Origin of the sequence: Serpens gallinarum, from assembly GCF_014836765.1 — a bacterium.
GTDB lineage: Bacteria > Pseudomonadota > Gammaproteobacteria > Pseudomonadales > Pseudomonadaceae > Serpens > Serpens gallinarum.
Window position 1 is genome coordinate 352,484 of the sequence record NZ_JACSQG010000001.1, and the last position, 19,838, is coordinate 372,321.

General features: G+C 61.6%; 13 protein-coding genes. 11 read left to right on the top strand and 2 right to left on the bottom strand.

Features of this window, described 5'->3' with window-relative positions; all coding sequences use genetic code 11:
• Positions 1–38: 38 nt before the first annotated feature.
• Positions 39–2,270, bottom strand: coding sequence for a penicillin-binding protein 1A (locus H9642_RS01660; protein ID WP_433962665.1), 2,232 nt, complete (start codon positions 2,268–2,270; stop codon positions 39–41).
• A 371-nt stretch (positions 2,271–2,641) separates the two neighbouring features.
• On the opposite strand from H9642_RS01660, the gene H9642_RS01665 reads away from it, so the two are divergent.
• The 11 genes from H9642_RS01665 (at position 2,642) to hemE (ending at position 18,454) form a co-directional block, all read left to right on the top strand.
• Complete coding sequence (locus tag H9642_RS01665; protein ID WP_251834675.1) at positions 2,642–3,706, top strand: pilus assembly protein PilM; 1,065 nt, start codon at positions 2,642–2,644, stop codon at positions 3,704–3,706.
• Positions 3,706–4,281: a type 4a pilus biogenesis protein PilN gene (pilN, locus tag H9642_RS01670; protein WP_251834676.1), complete on the top strand. Its 576-nt coding sequence runs from the start codon at positions 3,706–3,708 to the stop codon at positions 4,279–4,281. The genes H9642_RS01665 and pilN overlap by 1 nt, the downstream gene beginning before the upstream one ends.
• Positions 4,278–4,901, top strand: coding sequence for a type 4a pilus biogenesis protein PilO (gene pilO, locus H9642_RS01675; protein ID WP_251834677.1), 624 nt, complete (start codon positions 4,278–4,280; stop codon positions 4,899–4,901). The genes pilN and pilO overlap by 4 nt, the downstream gene beginning before the upstream one ends.
• The gene (gene pilP / locus H9642_RS01680) at positions 4,898–5,425 is read left to right on the top strand and encodes a type 4a pilus biogenesis lipoprotein PilP (protein ID WP_251834678.1); all 528 of its coding nucleotides are present in this window, start codon (positions 4,898–4,900) and stop codon (positions 5,423–5,425) included. Before pilO ends, pilP begins: the two co-directional genes overlap by 4 nt.
• A 57-nt stretch (positions 5,426–5,482) precedes the next feature.
• Positions 5,483–7,558: a type IV pilus secretin PilQ gene (locus tag H9642_RS01685; protein ID WP_251834679.1), complete on the top strand. Its 2,076-nt coding sequence runs from the start codon at positions 5,483–5,485 to the stop codon at positions 7,556–7,558.
• A gap of 4 nt (positions 7,559–7,562) precedes the next feature.
• Positions 7,563–8,081 carry a shikimate kinase AroK gene (gene aroK / locus H9642_RS01690; protein ID WP_251834680.1) on the top strand — a complete coding sequence of 173 codons (519 nt, stop codon included), beginning with the start codon at positions 7,563–7,565 and terminating at the stop codon, positions 8,079–8,081.
• A 51-nt stretch (positions 8,082–8,132) separates the two neighbouring features.
• The gene (gene aroB / locus H9642_RS01695) at positions 8,133–9,239 is read left to right on the top strand and encodes a 3-dehydroquinate synthase (protein WP_251834681.1); all 1,107 of its coding nucleotides are present in this window, start codon (positions 8,133–8,135) and stop codon (positions 9,237–9,239) included.
• A 6-nt stretch (positions 9,240–9,245) separates the two neighbouring features.
• Positions 9,246–10,775, top strand: a complete 1,530-nt coding sequence (locus tag H9642_RS01700; RefSeq protein ID WP_251834682.1) for an SPOR domain-containing protein — start codon at positions 9,246–9,248, stop codon at positions 10,773–10,775.
• Positions 10,776–11,197: 422 nt separating this feature from the next.
• Positions 11,198–15,646, top strand: a complete 4,449-nt coding sequence (gltB, locus tag H9642_RS01705) for a glutamate synthase large subunit (protein WP_251834683.1) — start codon at positions 11,198–11,200, stop codon at positions 15,644–15,646.
• Between the two features lie 120 nt (positions 15,647–15,766).
• Positions 15,767–17,188, top strand: a complete 1,422-nt coding sequence (locus tag H9642_RS01710) for an FAD-dependent oxidoreductase (RefSeq protein ID WP_251834684.1) — start codon at positions 15,767–15,769, stop codon at positions 17,186–17,188.
• Between the two features lie 201 nt (positions 17,189–17,389).
• Complete coding sequence (gene hemE, locus H9642_RS01715) at positions 17,390–18,454, top strand: uroporphyrinogen decarboxylase (protein ID WP_251834685.1); 1,065 nt, start codon at positions 17,390–17,392, stop codon at positions 18,452–18,454.
• A gap of 74 nt (positions 18,455–18,528) precedes the next feature.
• On the opposite strand, the gene H9642_RS01720 is transcribed toward hemE, so the two are convergent.
• Complete coding sequence (locus H9642_RS01720; RefSeq protein WP_433962666.1) at positions 18,529–19,815, bottom strand: MFS transporter; 1,287 nt, start codon at positions 19,813–19,815, stop codon at positions 18,529–18,531.
• Between the last annotated feature and the right edge of the window lie 23 nt (positions 19,816–19,838).

The following is a 19,838-nucleotide window of genomic DNA, read 5'->3' on the forward strand; positions in this document are numbered from 1 at the left end:
CGGTTTTTTTGTGGGTTCGATTGGCTTGCTGGGCTGCTTCAGAACAAGTCGATGGGGGCGACTTCGTCAGCTGGCAGCGGGCTGCCCGGAACACCGAAGCCGGAGTCGAATTCGCTCATGGGTGGTGGCGAGTCCTCGGCCTTGAACAGTTCAAAGTAAGCGTTCGGCGTGCTGGGTGAGGCGGCGCGGCCACTGAGCGGATCGACGCGTAGCGAGAGCAGGCCTTCGGGCTCGGCGAGTTGGTGCGACGGACGGCCTTGTAGTGCGGGACCCATGAAATTCATCCAGATGGGCAAGGCGACAGTTCCGCCGTACTCCCAGCGGCCGAGGCTTTCCGGTTGATCGAAACCGGCCCAGACGGTAGTCACATAGTCACCGTTGTAGCCGCTGAACCACGCGTCCTTGGAGTCGTTGGTCGTCCCGGTCTTGCCCGCCAGGTCGTCGCGCTCCAGCGCCAGTGCGCGGCGGCCGGTGCCCCGGATGATCACGTCTTGCAACATGCTGTTGAGAATATAGGCGGTACGCGAGTCGACGATCTGCTCGGCCAGCTGGGTTTCGGGTTCTGTGAAGGCCACCGGTTGGGCCGGAATAATGCCTTCTTCATGCGGAACGGCGTCGGCAGCGGGTGCGGACCGGGGGGCGCGGGGAGGATTGGCGGCGAACAGGATGTCGCCGTCACGGCTTTCCACGCGCTCGATCAGGTAGGGTTCGATCTTGTAGCCGCCGTTGGCGAATACGCTCCAGCCGCTGGTGATTTCCAGTGGCGTAAGCGCTGCGGTGCCCAGTGCCAGAGACAGGTCACGAGGCATTGATTGGGTGTCGAAGCCAAAGCGGCTGAAGTAATTCAGGGCGTACTGCATGCCTATGTTTTGCAACAGGCGGATCGATACCAGGTTGCGAGAGCGATACAGCGCTTCCCGGAGGCGGATCGGACCCAGGAAGGTATTGTTGTCGTTTCGCGGGCGCCAGGCTTCATCCATGCTCGAATCGTGGTAAACGATGGGGGCATCATTGACCAGGGTCGCTGCGGTATAGCCCTTGTCCAGGGCGGCGCTATAAAGGAAGGGTTTGAAGCTGGAGCCCGGCTGGCGTTTGGCCTGGATGGCGCGGTTGTAATTGCTTTGCTCGAAGGAAAAGCCCCCGACCAGCGCCTGGATCGCCCCACTATAGGGATCGAGTGATACCAGCGCGCTTTGCGCCGTGGGCAGTTGGCTGAAGACGAGACGGCCATCGTCCTCGCGCAGGAGGCGAATCAGGTCGCCCGGCTGCACGATATCGGCGGGTTTCTTGGGCCATTCCCCGACGCTGTTGGTATTTAGATACGGGCGCGCCCATTTCATGGTTTCCCAATCAACGCTTTCCTCTTCGCCTTGTTGCGTCAGCACCTGGATGCCGGTGTCATTCAACTCAGTGACGATGGCCGGCTGCAGACCGCCTTGAGTGCGGTGTTCCGACAGCTTGTGCTTCCAGGTTTCCAGGGACTGGCCGCGATAGCGAGCCTCCGGACCTCGATAGCCGTGGCGCTGGTCGTAGTCGATCAAGCCTTGGCGCACCGCGGTGTTGGCGTACTCCTGGAGCTGGCTGGGCACGGTGGTATAGACCTGAAAGCCTTCGGTGTAGGCGTCGCTGCCAAAACGGCCGACCATTTCCGCGCGCGCCATTTCGGCGATATACGGGGCCATGAGTTCCGGTTCCTGCAACTGCAGGCGGACCTCTACCGGCTCGGCAAGTGCCGCCTGATAGCGCTCGTGATCAATCTTGCCCAGGCGGTACATGCGCCCAAGGATCCAGTCACGGCGCTCTTTGCTGCGCTCCGGGTTGGCCACCGGGTTGTAGCGCGACGGCGCCTTCGGCAGGCCGGCGATCATCGCCATCTGCGCCAGGCTCAGCTCTTGAATGGACTTGCCGTAATAGATCTGCGCCGCCGCCTCGATGCCATAGGCGCGATTCCCCAAATAGATCTTGTTCACGTACAGCTCGAGGATTTCGTCCTTGCTCAATTCCCGCTCGATCTGTAGCGCGAGGAGGATCTCGGTGATCTTGCGCGAGAAGCTGCGCTCGCTGGTCAGAAAGTAGTTTTTCGCCACCTGCATGGTGATAGTGCTGCCACCGCTCTGGATATGCCCTGACTTCAATAATTGCGTGGCAGCGCGCATAAGGCCGGTGACATCGACGCCATAATGATTCGCAAAGTTGTCATCTTCGGCTGACAACAGCGCATCGATGAACTCTTTGGGAATAGCGGTGAATTCGATAGGCGACCGGCGCATTTCGCCATATTCGGCGATTAACTTGCCGTCGCTACTGTAGATGCGCAGAGGGATCTGCAACTGGATGCTACGCAGTGCATCCGCTGAAGGCAGCGTGGGGCTCAGATACAGAAAAGCGCCGCTGATGCTGAGTGCCAGGGCACACACAACAGCAACACATGACCAGGACAGGAATTTCAGCAGGCGAATCAAGTGTTCGGATTTCCAGGTTCAAGAAGCAGTTAGGACATCGCTAAAGGCGAAAGGGGAAAGCTGGTCACATTATAAGCATTTTCATCCCTGTGAACCATTTACGCCCGTGTCAAGTGCGCTATTTAATGTGAAACAACACGATTACTTCATAAGTAACCGATAGCTATAGGAATACGCTCGTGCTTAGTCTCTTCAATAAGAAGGGGAACACGCTGCTGGGTGTCGATATTAGTTCGACCTCGGTCAAGCTCCTCGAATTGAGTCGTTCGGGAAACCGCTACAAAGTAGAGGCTTACGCGGTCGAGCCGCTTCCAGCCAACGCAGTCGTCGAGAAGAACATCATCGAACTGGACGGCGTCGGTCAGGCCTTGGCCCGCGTGCTCGCCAAGGCCAAGGTATCCACCAAGTCAGCCGCGGTCGCGGTGGCGGGCTCGGCGGTCATTACCAAACTGATCGAAATGGATGCCGGCCTCAGCGATGACGAGCTGGAAACCCAGCTCACCCTAGAAGCTGACCAGTACATTCCATACCCCCTGGAAGAAGTCGCCATTGATTTCGAAGTGCAGGGCGCCTCGACGCGCAATCCGGAGCGGGTCGATGTGCTGCTGGCCGCTTGCCGCAAGGAAAATGTCGAGGTCCGCGAAGCCGCCCTTGGCTTGGCGGGGCTGACGGCCAAGGTGGTGGATGTCGAGGCCTATGCGCTGGAGCGTACCTACAGCCTGCTGAAAGCCCAGCTGGGTGATCAGGCCGATGATTTGACCGTGGCGCTGGTGGATATCGGCGCCACCATGACCACGCTCAGCGTGTTGCACAACGGGCGCACGCTTTATACCCGTGAACAGCTGTTTGGCGGTCGTCAGCTCACTGAGGAAATCCAGCGGCGCTACGGTTTGTCCGTCGAAGAGGCAGGCCTGGCCAAGAAGCGCGGCGGGTTGCCTGAGGATTACTCCCGGGAAGTGCTGCAGCCCTTTATGGACGCCGTGGTGCAGCAAGTGTCGCGCTCCCTGCAGTTTTTCTTCGCAGCAGGCCAGTTCAACCAGGTCGACATCATCATGCTGGCCGGCGGCACCGCCTCAATCCCCGGACTGGATCGGTTGGTCGAGCAGAAAATCGGCACACCCACTCTGATCGCCAATCCGTTCGCCGACATGGCCCTGAGCAGCAAGGTCAACGCTGGCGCGCTGGCCAGTGATGCGCCGGCGTTGATGATCGCCTGCGGCCTGGCGATGAGGAGTTTCGACTGATGGCGCGTATCAACCTATTGCCGTGGCGTGAGCAGCTTCGCGAAGAGCGCAAGCAACGTTTTCTCGCTTCTCTGATCGGCGTGCTGCTGATAGCAGGCGGCGTGGTTTTCCTCACCGATCAATATTTTTCGGCCGCCATCGACCGCCAGACTGCCCGCAATGAATTCGTGCGTAAGGAAATCGCCGTCCTGGATGCGCGCATCAAGGAAATCAGCGAATTGCGCACCCGTCGCCAGCAACTGCTGGAGCGGATGAAGATCATTCAGGACCTGCAGGGCAACCGGCCGATCATCGCCCGGGTATTTGATCAGATGGTGCGTACGCTGCCCGATGGCGTGCATTTCTCTGAATTGAAAATGACTGGCAAAAACATCGCCATCAAGGGTGCTGCGGAGTCGAACAACCGGGTTTCCAACCTGATGCGTAACCTTGACGCCTCGGATTGGCTGACCGCGCCCAATCTCACCGAGGTCAAGGCAGTCACCTCCGGCGCAGTCGAGCAGGCCAACCACTTCCAGTTGACTGTGCAGCAAACGCAGCCGGTACCTGCAGAGCAAGGAGTCAAGAAGCAATGAGTCTGGCCGCATCGCTAGAGAGTCTGCGCAAGGTCGACCTTGCTGATCTCGATGTCAATAATCTGGGTTCATGGCCGGCGCCGGTCAGGGTCATCACCGGCATTCTGCTGCTGATCCTGGTGCTGTTTTTGGGCTACCACTTTCACCTCAAGGACCTGCAGTCGCAGCTGGCCCAGCGCGAAGCTGAGGAAGTCACCCTCAAGCAACAGTTCACCACCAAGGCGTTTCAGGCAGCGAACCTCGAGGCTTACCAGGCGCAAATGGTAGAGATGGAGGAGTCCTTCGGCGCCATGCTGCGCCAACTGCCCAGCGACACCGAAGTGCCGGGCCTGCTTGAGGACATCACGCGTACGGGTCTTGGCAGCGGGCTTGAGTTTGAGGAAATCAAGCTGATGCCCGAGGTCGCCCAGCAGTTCTATATCGAACTGCCCATCAAGATCAGCGTGGTGGGGGCCTATCACGACCTGGCCACCTTCGTCAGTGGTGCGGCCAGCCTGCCACGCATCGTTACCCTGCATGATTTCGAGATTAAGCCGCTGTCAGCCGACAGCGCTGCGAAGCTGCGCATGGGCATCACAGCCAAAACCTACCGCTATAACGACAAGGGGGTGCAGAAATGAAGCGCTTCCACAGCCTGGTCTGCCTGACGCTGATCCTCGGGCTCAGCGGTTGCAGCGGCAACCATGACTTCAATGATCTGCAAAGTTTCATGGATGAGGTGCGCGTACGGCCCAAAGGCACCATCGAGCCGTTGCCCACCTTCCAACCCTATGAGGCCTTTACCTACGGCGCCTCGAATCTACGCAGCCCGTTCCAGCCGCCCATCCGTATCGACCTGGCCAATCAGCAGAAAGGGTCCAAGGACATCAAGCCGGATGAGGCACGTATCCGCCAATTCCTCGAAGGGTTCAACATCGAGCTGTTCGAGATGGTCGGCAGTCTGTCCAACGAGGACGGCATGTACGCCCTGGTGCGCGGTGCGGGCGGGGTTCACCGGATCCGTATTGGTGATTATCTGGGGCGCAACCACGGCAAGATCATCGCCATCAACGAGGCGAAGATCGATGTGCTGGAAATTGTTCCAGATGGAGAAGGGGGCTGGTTGGAGCGCCCACGAAGCATGACGCTCAAGGAGCGTTCCTAATTGGGCGGAGAAGTACACATGAGAACAACACGCCAGTCTGCACAACGGAAGTACACAATGAATAGCACCCTGCCGCGCTTTGGCCTGCCACTTCTGGCTGCTTTGCTTGCTCCGCACCTGATGGCTGCCGATCTGCAGGCACTGGATGTTGCCACGCTACCGGGCAACCGCGTCGAGCTGAAGCTCAGTTTCGACGAACCGGTCGCCGTGCCGCGTGGCTACACCATCGACCAACCGGCGCGCATCGCCCTGGACATGCCCGGGGTACGCAACAAGCTGGGTGTGAAGACCCGTGACCTGGGAATCGGTAACGCGCGCAGTGTCACCGTGGTAGAGGTCAAGGACCGCACGCGGCTGATCGTCAACCTGTCGGCGTTGGCGCCCTACAGTACGCGCGCCGAAGGCAATAACCTTTACCTCGTGCTGGGTGATACGGCCGTTGCCTCGGCAGCACCCAGTACAACCGTGAGACCCCCGGCACAGGGGCAGCCGCAGAGCCAGGCGGTCGCGGGCAAGACCATCCGCGGCATCGACTTTCAACGCGGCACCGAAGGTGAAGGCAATGTGATCATTGACCTGAGCGACCCGACCACCGCTCCGGACATTCAGGAACAAGGCGGCAAGATCCGCCTGGAATTCGCCAAAACCCACCTGCCAGAAGCGTTGCGCGTCAGGCTGGATGTCAAGGACTTCGCCACCCCTGTGCAATTCGTCAGTGCCAGTAGCCAGGGTGATCGTGTGGTAGTGCTCATCGAGCCGACCGGTCATTACGACTACATGGCGTTTCAGACGGACAGCCGCCTGACTGTAAGCATCAAGCCGCTGTCGCGCGATGACCTGGAAAAGCGCAAGGCTGAACGCTTTGCCTACACCGGCGAAAAACTGTCGTTGAACTTCCAGGACATCGACGTGCGTTCAGTGTTGCAGCTGATTGCCGACTTCACCGACCTCAACCTGGTGGCCAGTGACACGGTGCAGGGCAGCATTACCCTGCGCCTGCAGAATGTGCCCTGGGACCAGGCGCTGGATCTGGTACTCAAGACCAAGGGGCTCGACAAGCGTCAGATCGGCAACGTGCTGCTGGTCGCGCCGGCTGATGAGATTGCTGCCCGCGAGCGTCAGGAGCTTGAGGCCCAGCGCCAGGTGGCGGAACTGGCGCCGCTGCGCAAGGACGTCATCCAACTCAATTACGCCAAGGCGTCCGACATTGCCAAGCTGTATGAGAGCGAGTCGCAGAAAGGCGCCTTGAAGGACGACATGCGCGGCTCGGTGATCTACGACGACCGCACCAATAGCCTGCTGATGACCTTGACGCAGGAGCGCATCGACGAGATGCGTCGCATCGTCAGCCTGCTCGACGTGCCGGTACGCCAGGTGATGATCGAGGCGCGCATCGTCGAGGCCAATGTCGACTACGACAAGAGCCTGGGCGTGCGTTGGGGCGGTAGCCAGACGTTCGCCAATGGCCGCGGCCTGTTTTACGGCAACGATGACCGTGGCGATGAGGGCGGTAATACAGGAGACGACATGACCGGTAACGTCCCCTTCGTCGACCTGGGCGTAGCCAGCCGCACGGCAGGGTTCGGCATTGGTTACCTGACCGACAACCTGATCCTCGACCTTGAACTGACAGCGATGGAAAAGAGCGGTAACGGCGAAGTGGTCTCTCAGCCCAAGGTGGTCACCGCCGACAAGGAAACCGCCAAGATCCTCAAGGGGGCCGAAATTCCGTATCAAGAGGCCAGCTCCAGCGGCGCCACCTCTACCTCCTTCAAGGAAGCCGCGCTGTCGCTGGAAGTGACACCGCAGATCACCCCGGACAACCGCATCATCATGGAAGTGAAAGTTACCAAGGATGCGCCGGACTTCGCCAATGCCCTCAATGGCGTGCCGCCGATCAACAAGAACGAGGTGAATGCCAAGGTCTTGGTGGCGGATGGCGAAACCATCGTTATCGGTGGTGTGTTCTCCAACACCCAGACCAAGGGTGTGGAAAAAGTGCCCTTCCTGGGCGACCTGCCGTTCCTCGGCCGCCTGTTCCGCCGCGATATCGTGCAGGACAAGAAATCCGAGCTGCTGGTCTTCCTCACTCCGCGTATCATGCACAACCAGGCGATAGCAGTGAGTCGTTAATGTTGTGCAGAATCTGATCATCGTGGGCCCGATGGGGGCTGGAAAAAGCACCATCGGGCGGCTGTTGGCCAAGGAATTGCGGCTGGCCTTCAAGGATTCCGACAAGGAAATCGAACAGCGCACCGGCGCGAATATCCCGTGGATATTCGACGTCGAGGGTGAGCAGGGTTTTCGCGACCGCGAGCAGTGCGTGCTTGCCGAGCTGTGCCTGGAGCAAGGCCAGGTGGTCGCCACCGGCGGCGGCGCGATTCTGCGACCCGAAAACCGCCAGGCCATGCGGACCGGCGGGCGGGTGATCTATCTGCATACCTCGGTCGAGCAACAAATCGCCCGCACCGCCCGTGACCGCAACCGGCCCCTGCTGCGCACTGCCAACCCGGGTCAGGTGCTGCGCGACCTGCTGGAAATCCGCGATCCGCTGTACCGCGAGATTGCCGACATCATCATCGAAACCGACGAGCGCCCACCGCGCATGGTGGTGCAGGAAATTCTCGCCCGCCTGGATGACTTGCCCCACCGTTAAAGGCCGCCGCGAACTGGGTTATCCTAGAGGCCTATCCAATATGGGGGTTCCATGCAGACTCTTCAGGTCGATCTCGGCACGCGTAGTTATCCCATTTACATCGGTTCCGGGTTGCTTGACGACAGCGCGTTGTTGGCCCGGCACATCGCCGGCCGCCAGGTGGCGATTGTCAGCAACGAGACGGTGGCGCCGCTGTATCTGGAGCGGCTAGCCCAAGCGCTGAAGGACTATCAGGTCACCCGTATCGTGTTGCCCGATGGCGAGGCCCATAAGAATTGGGAAACCCTGCAGAGCATCTTCGATGGCCTGTTGCAGGCTCGCCATGACCGCCGTACCACGGTGATCGCCTTGGGCGGCGGGGTGATTGGCGACATGGCCGGCTTCGCCGCCGCCTGTTACCAGCGTGGGGTCAACTTCATTCAAGTGCCGACCACGCTGCTGTCCCAGGTGGATTCTTCGGTGGGTGGCAAGACCGGCATCAATCATCCGCTGGGCAAGAACATGGTCGGCGCTTTCTACCAGCCGCAAGCCGTGCTGATCGACATTGCCAGCCTGTCCACCCTGCCGGCTCGCGAGCTCTCCGCCGGCCTGGCTGAAGTGATCAAGTACGGACTGATTTGCGACGAGCCGTTCCTCGGCTGGCTGGAAACCCACATGGATGTCTTGCGAGAGCTCGACAATGCCGCGCTGACCACGGCGATTGCCCGCTCCTGTGAGGCCAAGGCGCGCGTGGTCGGTGCCGACGAGCGTGAGTCAGGCATCCGCGCCACGCTGAATCTGGGCCACACCTTCGGGCACGCCATCGAAACCCACATGGGCTACGGCGTTTGGCTGCACGGTGAGGCGGTGTCCGCGGGCACGGTCATGGCCTTGGAGATGTCCCATCGCCTGGGCTGGATCAGCGCCGCCGAGCGTGATCGCGGCATTCGTCTGCTGCAGCGCGCAGGTTTGCCGGTGGTCCCGCCTAAGGAGATGACCCCGGAACATTTTCTTGAACACATGGCTGTGGACAAGAAGGTACTCGATGGCCAGCTGCGCCTGGTTCTGCTCAAGCGCTTGGGGGAAGCGGTGGTCACCGCCGATTATGCCCAGGACGCATTGCAGGCTACCCTGAGTACCGATTATCGCGCCCTCGTCGAACAGCTTGGAGATGCCTGAGCCATCATGACCAGCCTACATGCCGAGGAAGTTTTCCTCAGTCACTACCAGTTCAGTCACGATCCCTTCGCCGCACGGGTGCCCGGCTTCAAGTTCTTCCCGGCACAGCGCAAACCCGTGCTTGGCCAACTGCACCATCTGGCGCGCTACAGCCAGTTGCTTCTGCTGGTCAGTGGTCCGCTGGGCAGTGGCAAGACCTTGCTGCGCCAAGCCCTGGTAGCCAGTACCAACAAGCAGAACGTATTGCCGGTGGTGGTCAGCGCCAGTGAGGCGGGCAGCGCAGCGAGCTTGTTGCTGCAGATCTCCCAGGTGCTGGGCCTGCCTGCAGCGGACGCTGCGGCGATCCGCGCCCATGTGGAGCAGTGCGCGTTGACCGGGCAGGAGGTGTATCTGCTGGTCGATGACGCAGAGCGGCTGGATAGCGAGGCACTGGCCGAATTGCTTGCCCTGGCCCAGGAACGCCGCGAAGGTCGCGCCCATGTCTTCCTGTTCGGCGAGCCGGACACCGCCGAGCGGCTGCAGGCGCTCAGCGAGGAAGGGGACGAAGAGCGCTTCCACACCATTGAGCTGCAACCCTACACCGAGGAAGAGACTGCCGAATATCTGGCGCAGCGCTTGGAAGGCGCCGGGCAAAGTCTAGCCGTGTTCAGTGCAGAACAGCTGGCCGAGATCCAAGAGCGGTCTGGCGGCTGGCCAGGCGCGATCAATGAGGTCGCGTACGAAATTCTCATCGAAGATATGCAGACCGAGCGCGGCCTGCTGCGTCCGCCCGGATTCACGTTCAACCTGCCACGCCAACAACAACTTGGCTTGCTCGGCATCCTCCTGGTGGTGCTGGTGGGCTGGTTGTTGTTGGGCGGCGATGACGCCGAGCAAGCGCCGACGACTGCCCCGCTTGCCGATAACCGTCAACCGGCACCGCCGCGTACCGTAAGTGCGACCAGCAGCCAGGCATTGCCGTTGCCCCGGCCATCACGTAGCGACATTGAGGCGCAGCCAAACGCCGTGGTCGCCGATGCTCCAGCGCCGGACGAACAGACGTGGACGATCGACCCCGCTCCGCAAGCATCGGCGACCACAGCCTTGCCCTTGCCATCGATACCGGCAGAGGCCATAGCACCGGCACCGGTTACCGCTCCCGCTCCTGCACCGGTTGCCAAGCCAGCACCTACGCCGGCGCCAGCACCTGCGCCTGCCGTCGCCAAGACCACACCGCTGCCGCTGCCATCGACGGTGGCAACCGAACTCGACAGTGATTGGTATTTGGCGCAGAACGGAAAGCAATACGCGCTGCAAGTGTTGGCCTTGAGTACCGAGGCGGCCGCCCGTGATTTTGTACGCGCACAAGGGAGTCAGTACCGCTATTACCGCAAGCTGCATCAGGGCAAGCCGCTGTATGTGGTGACCATGGGCGCTTTCCCGTCCCAGGCTGCAGCCAGGGCCGCAATCGCCAATTTGCCCGCCACGGTGCGTGAGGCCAAACCCTGGGCACGTCCCTTCGCGGGTATCCAGCAGGAAATCGCCCAGAGCCGCTAATCACCGCTGCGCCTGCTGCTCGCGGCGGTGCGCCAAACCCAAGGCCCCGTCGCCCTTCGTCCAGCAGCTGGACGAAGGGCGACGGGGCTTTTTTTTGTGGGTTTGTAGCGAGATGGATAGGCGCTGTGCACCCGTGACGGAAAGGGGGGTGGTAAAGCAAGCTCGCTTGGGAATCTGCCCAGGAGGCTGGTCAGCTGTCCCTTGGACCGTTAATTCAGCTATCACGTACCTGTTCTATCATCGTTCTCTTTTGCGACATTAACTTTCATATTTCAGTCGCTTTTTTATTGTTTGGCCTAAAGTCGCTGTGTAATATGGCCGACCGCGATCCCTGCAAACGACCTCTCAAGAAGAGGTTTTAGCGATGTAAGTGATTGAATTTAAAGTAATTTGCCTTTAAGGCTGCATGGCGAGAGTCCCCTATGAAAGCAGGTCTGTTTCATCCGGAAGAGTTCAAGGATAACTGCGGCTTCGGCCTGATCGCCCACATGCAGGGCGAGGCCAGTCATCACTTGCTGCAGACCGCTATCCAGGCCCTGACCTGCATGACCCATCGTGGCGGCATCAACGCAGACGGCAAGACCGGGGACGGCTGCGGCCTATTGATCCAGAAGCCTGACTTGTTCCTGCGCGCTGTGGCGCGCGACACCTTCGCGGTCGAACTGCCGGCGCAATATGCGGTGGGCATGGTGTTCCTCAACCAGGACCCGGTGAAGGCCGCCGCTGCTCGCGCCAACATGGAGCGCGAGATCCTCGCCGCTGGCCTGCAACTGATCGGCTGGCGCAAAGTGCCGGTGGATACCTCGGTGCTGGGTGAGCTGGCGCTAGCGCGTCTGCCACAGATCGAACAAGTATTCGTCGGCGGCGACGGGTTGTCGGACCAGGACTTTGCCGTACAGCTGTTCCGCGCGCGTCGCCGGTCCTCGGTGGCCAACGCCGCCGACAGCGACCATTACGTGTGCAGCTTCTCGGCGCAGACCCTGATCTACAAGGGCCTGATGATGCCCAAGGATCTGCAGGCCTTTTATCCGGACCTGGGCGATGAACGCCTGCAGACCGCCATCGCGGTGTTCCACCAGCGCTTCTCCACCAACACCCTGCCGAAGTGGCCGCTGGCCCAGCCGTTCCGCTTTTTGGCTCACAACGGTGAAATCAACACCATTCCGGGCAACCGCAACTGGGCGCTGGCACGCCGCTTGAAGTTCGCCAATGATCTGATCCCCGATCTGCAGGAGCTCGGCCCGCTGGTCAACCGCGTCGGTTCAGACTCGTCAAGCATGGACAACATGCTCGAGCTGCTGGTCACCGGCGGCATGGACATGTTTCGCGGCCTGCGCATGATCATGCCGCCAGCCTGGCAGAACGTTGACACCATGGATGCCGACCGCCGCGCCTTCTACGAATACAACTCCATGCACATGGAGCCCTGGGACGGTCCCGCCGGTATCGTACTTACCGATGGTCGCTACGCCGTGTGCCTGCTCGATCGCAACGGTCTGCGCCCGGCGCGCTGGGTCACCACCACCAATGGCTACATCACCCTGGCATCGGAAGTCGGCGTATGGGGCTACCAGCCCGAGGAAGTCATCGCCAAGGGGCGTGTCGGGCCGGGGCAGATCCTGGCCGTCGACACCCACACCGGCGACGTGCTGCACACCGAGGATATCGATAGCCGTCTGAAATCGCGCCATCCCTATAAGAAGTGGCTGCGCCAGAATGCCCTGCGCATTCAGTCGACCCTGGACGACAACGACCACGGTGGTCCGCAATACAACGGCGAGCAGCTCAAGCAGTACATGAAGATGTTCCAGGTCACCTTCGAGGAGCGTGACCAGGTGCTGCGACCGCTGGCCGAACAGGGCCAGGAAGCGGTCGGCTCGATGGGCGACGACACGCCGATGGCGGTGCTGTCGCGGCGCGTGCGCTCCACCTATGACTACTTCCGCCAGCAATTCGCGCAGGTCACCAACCCGCCGATCGACCCGCTGCGTGAAGCCATTGTGATGTCGCTGGAAACCTGCCTGGGCGCCGAGCGCAACGTGTTCGAGGAAACTCCCGAACACGCCAACCGCGCGATCCTCAGCAACCCGGTGATCTCCCCGGCCAAGTGGCGGACCATCATGGAGCTGGAACGTCCCGGCTTCGATCGCCACGTCATCGACCTCAATTATGACGAGTCCATCGGCCTGGAAGCGGCCGTGCGCAGCATCGCCGATCAGGCCGAGGCGGCGGTGCGTGCCGGCAAGGTGTTGCTGGTGCTGTCCGACCGCAACATTGCGCCGGGCACGTTGCCGGCCCATGCTTCGCTGGCGGTCGGTGCGGTGCACCATCGCCTGACCGAAACCGGTCTGCGCTGCGACTGCAATATCCTGGTGGAAACCGCCACGGCGCGCGACCCACACCATTTCGCCGTGTTGCTGGGGTTTGGCGCCACCGCCGTGTACCCGTACCTGGCCTACGAAGTGCTGGCCGACCTGATCCGCAGCGGCGAAGTGCTGGGCGACCTGTACGAAGTCTTCAAGTACTACCGCAAGGGCATTTCCAAGGGCTTGCTGAAGATCCTGTCGAAGATGGGCATCTCCACCGTGGCTTCCTACCGTGGCGCCCAGCTGTTCGAGGCGGTCGGCCTGGCCGACGACGTGGTCGAGCTGAGCTTTAAGGGCGTGGCCAACCGCATCAAGGGTGCGCGTTTCGTCGACATTGAAGCCGAGCAGAAACTGCTCGCCCTGGAAGCCTGGAATACCCGCAAGACTATCCAGCAAGGCGGTCTGCTCAAGTTCGTGCACGGCGGCGAATACCATGCCTTCAACCCGGACGTGGTCAACACCCTGCAGGCGGCTGTGCAGCAGAGCGATTACGCCAGGTTCAAGGAATACACCGCACTGGTGGATAACCGCCCGGTGTCGATGCTGCGCGACCTACTCAAGGTCAAGGAGGCGGCCCAGCCGCTGTCCCTTGACGAGGTCGAGCCGCTGGAGTCGATCTTTACGCGCTTCGATGCCGCCGGTATCTCGCTGGGCGCGCTGTCGCCGGAGGCCCACGAAGCCATTGCCGAGGCGATGAACCGTATCGGCGGTCGCTCCAACTCCGGTGAGGGTGGTGAAGACCCGGCCCGTTACGGCACTAACAAGAGTTCCAAGATCAAGCAGGTGGCCACGGGCCGTTTCGGCGTGACCCCGGAATACTTGGTCAACGCCGAAGTGCTGCAGATCAAGGTTGCTCAGGGTGCCAAGCCTGGAGAGGGTGGTCAGTTGCCCGGCGGCAAGGTCAACGGCCTGATTGCCCGGCTGCGCTACGCCGTGCCCGGCGTGACGCTGATCTCGCCACCGCCGCACCATGACATCTATTCCATTGAAGACCTGGCGCAGCTGATCTATGACCTCAAGCAGGTCAACCCGCAGGCGCTGGTCTCCGTGAAGCTGGTGGCTGAGCCGGGCGTGGGCACCATCGCCGCCGGCGTGGCCAAGGCCTACGCGGACCTGATCACTATCTCTGGTTACGACGGTGGCACCGGCGCTTCGCCGCTGACGTCCATCAAGTACGCCGGCTCGCCCTGGGAACTGGGCCTGTCCGAAGCGCACCAGACCCTGCGTGGCAATGACCTGCGCGGCAAGGTGCGGGTACAGACCGACGGCGGCCTGAAGACCGGCCTGGACGTGGTCAAGGCGGCAATTCTCGGCGCCGAGAGTTTTGGTTTTGGCACCGCGCCGATGATCGCTCTGGGCTGCAAATACCTGCGCATCTGCCACCTGAACAACTGCGCCACGGGCGTGGCCACCCAGAACGACAACCTGCGCAAGGAACACTTCATCGGCACCGCGGAGATGGTGGTGAATTTCTTCACCTTTATCGCGGAGGAAACCCGCGAGTGGCTGGCCAGGCTGGGCGTACGCAGCCTCGGCGAGCTGATCGGCCGAACCGACCTGATCGAGCTACTACCCGGCGAGACTGACAAGCAGGGCCAGCTGGACCTGTCGCCGCTGCTGGGCAGTGCGCATATTCCGGCGGACAAGCCGCAGTTCTGCCAGGTCGAAAACAACCCGCCGTTCGACCCGGGCCTGCTGGCCGAGAAAATGGTCGAGCTGGCGGGCGGCGTCATCTCCGACAAGTTGGGCGGCGAGTTCGAACTGGACATCTGCAACTGTGACCGCTCCATCGGAGCACGGGTGTCGGGCGAGATTGCCCGTCGCCATGGCAACCAGGGCATGGTCAACGCGCCGGTCACCTTCCGCTTCCAGGGTACGGCCGGGCAGAGTTTTGGTGTGTGGAACGCTGGCGGCCTGAACCTGTACCTGCAAGGCGACGCCAACGATTACGTCGGTAAGGGCATGACCGGCGGCAAGATCGTCATCACCCCGCCGGCCGGCAGCCGATTGAAGACCCAGGACAGCGCGATCATCGGCAACACCTGCCTGTATGGCGCTACCGGCGGCAAACTGTTCGCCGCCGGCACGGCGGGTGAGCGTTTTGCGGTGCGCAACTCCGGCGCGCATACCGTCGTGGAAGGCACAGGCGATCATTGCTGCGAATACATGACCGGCGGCTTCGTGTGTGTGCTGGGCAAGACCGGCTACAACTTCGGGTCGGGCATGACCGGCGGCTTTGCTTACGTGCTGGATGAGGACAACAGTTTCTTTGACCGGGTGAACCACGAACTGGTGGAAATCCAGCGCATCACCGGCGAGGCGATGGAGGGCTATCGCAGCCACCTGCAGCAGGTGCTCGCCGAATACGTGGCGGAAACCGGCAGCCCTTGGGGCGCGGAGCTGGCCGAGAACCTGGACGACTACCTGCGTCGCTTCTGGCTGGTCAAGCCCAAGGCCGCGAGCCTGAAGACGCTGCTCGCCAGCACTCGGGCCAACCCGCAATAAAGCAGCTGCAAGCGGCAAGCCCCCACGGTGCAAGCGAAAAGCAGCGCAGGGTTTGCCGGTTCAACGTGATTGTCCTGCAGCGGCAACTTGAAGTGCCGCTGCCGTTAAGAGGTTTATGCAATGAGCGAACGTCTGCACAACGACTTCCAGTTCATCGAAGTGGGCCGTCAGGACCCCAAGAAAAAACTGCTGCGCCGCCGCAAGCAGGAGTTCGTCGAGATTCACGAACCCTTCAAGCCCGATCAAGCGGCCGAGCAGGCCCACCGCTGCCTGGAGTGCGGCAACCCGTACTGCGAGTGGAAGTGCCCGGTGCATAACTACATCCCCAATTGGCTGAAGTTGGTGACCGAGGGCAACATCATTGCCGCGGCCGAGCTATCGCACCAGACCAATACCCTGCCGGAAGTCTGCGGTCGCGTCTGCCCGCAGGACCGCCTCTGTGAAGGTGCCTGTACCTTGAATGACACCGGCTTCGGCGCGGTGACCATCGGCTCCGTGGAGAAGTACATCACCGACACCGCCTTTGCCATGGGTTGGCGCCCGGACCTGTCCAAGGTCGTGCCGACCGGCAAGCGTGTGGCGGTGATCGGTGCAGGTCCGGCGGGCCTGGGCTGCGCCGACGTGCTAGCGCGCAACGGCGTGAGTGCGGTGGTGTTCGACAAGAACCCGGAAATCGGCGGTCTGCTGACCTTCGGTATCCCGGAATTCAAACTGGAAAAAACCGTGCTGACCCGTCGCCGTGACGTGTTCACCGGCATGGGCATCGAATTCTGCCTGAACACCGAAGTGGGCAAGGATGTGACCATGGCCCAACTGCTCGACGAGTTCGATGCGGTATTCATGGGCATGGGCACCTACACCTATATGAAGGGCGGATTCCCCGGCGAAGACCTGCCTGGCGTGCATGACGCGCTGGATTTCCTGGTGGCCAACGTCAATCGCAACCTGGGCTTCGAGCAATCGCCAGCCGATTTTGTCGACATGAAAGGCAAGAAAGTGGTGGTGCTCGGCGGTGGCGATACGGCGATGGACTGCACCCGCACCTCGATCCGCCAGGGCGCCAAGAGTGTGACCTGCGCCTATCGCCGTGACGCGGCGAACATGCCGGGCTCGCGCAAGGAAGTGAAGAACGCCAAGGACGAGGGCGTGAAATTCCTGTTCAACCGCCAGCCCATCGCCATTGTCGGCGAGGACAAGGTGGAAGGCGTGAAAGTCGTCGAAACCCGCCTCGGCGCACCGGATGCCCGTGGTCGGCGCAGTCCTGAGCCGATCCCCGGTTCCGAGCAGATCCTGCCGGCCGACGCGGTGGTGATTGCCTTCGGTTTCCGCCCCAGCCCGGCGGCCTGGTTTGGCGACTTCGATATCGCTACCGACACCCAGGGCCGCGTTGTCGCACCCGAGCAGGGCCCGTACAAGTTCCAGACCGGCAACCCGAAAATCTTCGCTGGCGGTGACATGGTGCGCGGCTCCGATCTGGTGGTGACCGCGATCCATGAAGGGCGCACCGCCGCCGAGGGCATTCTCGATTACCTCGGCGTATAAGGGCGCGCTGAGCAGCGCCGGCGGCCCCGCCAAAAGGCGGGAAGTGGCTATAAAACACGCCATTTCCCTCGCGGATTATTCGTCTGACCTAGGCTTGCCGCTTGCCGTGGATCAAGCCAAAGACAAAAGGCGGGGCCCCCACCGTGCCTTTTGTGGTGGGCTTTGCGACAATGCGGGCACTTTTTTTGCTGGAACCTGGACATGACTGCTCTGAAGAATGATCGCTTCCTCCGTGCCCTGCTCAAGCAACCTGTCGACGTCACTCCCGTCTGGATGATGCGTCAGGCCGGTCGCTACCTGCCGGAATACCGCGCCAGCCGCGCCAAAGCGGGTGATTTCATGAGCCTGTGCATGAATCCCGAGTTCGCCTGCGAGGTGACCCTGCAGCCACTGGAACGCTATCCGCTGGATGCGGCGATCCTGTTCTCCGACATCCTCACCATCCCGGATGCAATGGGCCTGGGCTTGTATTTCGAAACCGGCGAAGGCCCGCGTTTCAAGAAAGTGGTCAACACGATGGCGGATATCGAGGCGCTGCCGATCCCAGATCCGGACAAAGACCTCGGCTATGTGATGGACGCGGTGCGCACCATTCGCCGCGAGCTGAACGGCCGCGTGCCGCTGATCGGCTTCTCCGGCAGCCCCTGGACCCTGGCGACTTACATGGTGGAAGGCGGATCAAGCAAGGACTTCCGCAAGTCCAAGGCGCTGCTGTATGAAAACCCGCAGGCCATGCACGCATTGCTGGACAAACTCGCCCAATCGGTGACCAGCTACCTGAACGGCCAGATCCTCGCCGGTGCCCAGGCGGTGCAGATCTTTGACTCCTGGGGCGGCAGCCTGTCGGCGGCGGCCTATCAGGAGTTCTCCCTGGCCTACATGCAGAAGATCGTCAATGGTCTGATCCGCGAGCATGACGGGCGCCGCGTGCCGGTGATCCTGTTCACCAAGGGCGGTGGCCTGTGGCTGGAGTCCATGGCGGATTCCGGCGTTGAAGCGCTGGGGCTGGACTGGACCTGCGACATCGGTGCTGCTCGCGCTCGCGTCGGCGACAAGGTGGCGCTGCAAGGCAACATGGACCCCAGCGTGTTGTATGCCAAACCGGAAGCGATCCGTGCCGAAGTGGGGCGCATCCTCGCCGCTTATGGTCACGGCAATGGTCACGTGTTCAACCTCGGCCACGGCATCACTCCGGAGGTCGACCCGGCCCACGCGGGTGCCTTTATCGAAGCAGTTCACGAGTTGTCCGCGCAGTATCACGTCTGATAAGCGTGAACGGCTGATACAAAACGCCCCGCATCGCGGGGCGTTTTGCATTCTGCGGCGATTAGAGGCAGGACTTAGTGCGCCGGGCGCTGAACCGCTTCCGGCAAGGCTGGAACGCGGGCCAGGTGCAGGGCCACCAGCAGCGCGATCAACAACAGCGAGCCGATAAACAGACCGACCCCATCCCAGCCGGCCGCCTGCCAGAACACGCCGCCGAGGGTACCCGCCAGGCTGGAGCCCACGTAGTAACAGAACAGGTAAAGCGATGAGGCCTGCCCACGGGCTTGCTTGGCGCGTCGGCCGACCCAACTGCTGGCCACGGAGTGCGCGCCGAAGAAGCCAAACGTGAACATCAGCATGCCGAGCAGCACGGCGGGCAGTGCGTCGAACAAGGTCAAAACCAGCCCGGCCAGCATCAGGCCGATGACCACCCAGAGCACCTTGCCGCGCCCCAGCCGGTCAGCCAGCGCGCCCACTTGTGCGGAGCTGTAGATCCCCGACAGGTAGACCACGGCCAGCAGGCCCACGCTGGTTTGGCTCATCTGGAAGGGGTCGGCGATCAGCCGGTAACCGATGTAGTTGAACAGGGTCACGAAGCTGCCCATCAGCAAGAAGCCTTGCACGAACAGCCAGGGCAGGCCCGAGTCACGAACATGCAGGGCGTAGCCATCGATCAGGCCCCGCAGGCGCAACGGCCGTGGGCGGAAGTTGCGGGATTCGGGGAGCAGGTGCCAGAACAGCAGCCCTGCCAGCAGTGCGAGCCCGCCGACAATGCCGAGGGCTGCGTGCCAGGACATCCAGTCCACCAGAACGCCGGTCAATAAGCGGCCGCTCATGCCACCAATGGCGTTGCCGCCGATATACAGACCCATGGCGAAGCCCAAGTGCTTGGGATGGATTTCTTCGCTGAGGTAGGTCATGGCCACAGCCGCCAGGCCACTCAGCGCCAGGCCCACCAGGGCGCGCATCAGCAGCACGGCTTCCCAGGTCGGCATGAAGGCACTGATGATGGTGAACACGGCGGCTGCGAGCAGCGACACGGCCATCACTCGCTTACGGCCTATGGCATCGGAGATCGGTCCGGTAATTAGCAGGCCGATCGCCATGGTGATGGTGGAAATAGACAAAACCAGGCTGCTTTGCACCGCACTGATGCCGAAGGTGGCGGACAGCACCGGCATCATCGGCTGCACGCAATACAGCAGCGCAAAAGTGGCAAAGCCACCGCAGAACAGGGCTACGGCGGTCAGTAGAAAGTGCCGGGTGCCTTTTTCGGTGTACGTCTCGATGGGCTGCACGGCCGGAATTGCAGGGGCGGGTACTTCGTTGGGTGACACCAGTTCGCGGGGCGAACTCTGGATGTTGCTCACAAGGTCCTCTCTAG

Coding starts and splice junctions, on each gene's coding strand:
- H9642_RS01710 (WP_251834684.1), top strand. CDS start 15,767: ATGAGCGAACGTCTGCACAACGACTTCCAGTTCATCGAAGTGGGCCGT.
- gltB (WP_251834683.1), top strand. CDS start 11,198: ATGAAAGCAGGTCTGTTTCATCCGGAAGAGTTCAAGGATAACTGCGGC.
- H9642_RS01685 (WP_251834679.1), top strand. CDS start 5,483: ATGAATAGCACCCTGCCGCGCTTTGGCCTGCCACTTCTGGCTGCTTTG.
- aroB (WP_251834681.1), top strand. CDS start 8,133: ATGCAGACTCTTCAGGTCGATCTCGGCACGCGTAGTTATCCCATTTAC.
- pilO (WP_251834677.1), top strand. CDS start 4,278: ATGAGTCTGGCCGCATCGCTAGAGAGTCTGCGCAAGGTCGACCTTGCT.
- H9642_RS01660 (WP_433962665.1), bottom strand. CDS start 2,270: ATGCGCCGGTCGCCTATCGAATTCACCGCTATTCCCAAAGAGTTCATC.
- pilN (WP_251834676.1), top strand. CDS start 3,706: ATGGCGCGTATCAACCTATTGCCGTGGCGTGAGCAGCTTCGCGAAGAG.
- hemE (WP_251834685.1), top strand. CDS start 17,390: ATGACTGCTCTGAAGAATGATCGCTTCCTCCGTGCCCTGCTCAAGCAA.
- pilP (WP_251834678.1), top strand. CDS start 4,898: ATGAAGCGCTTCCACAGCCTGGTCTGCCTGACGCTGATCCTCGGGCTC.
- H9642_RS01700 (WP_251834682.1), top strand. CDS start 9,246: ATGACCAGCCTACATGCCGAGGAAGTTTTCCTCAGTCACTACCAGTTC.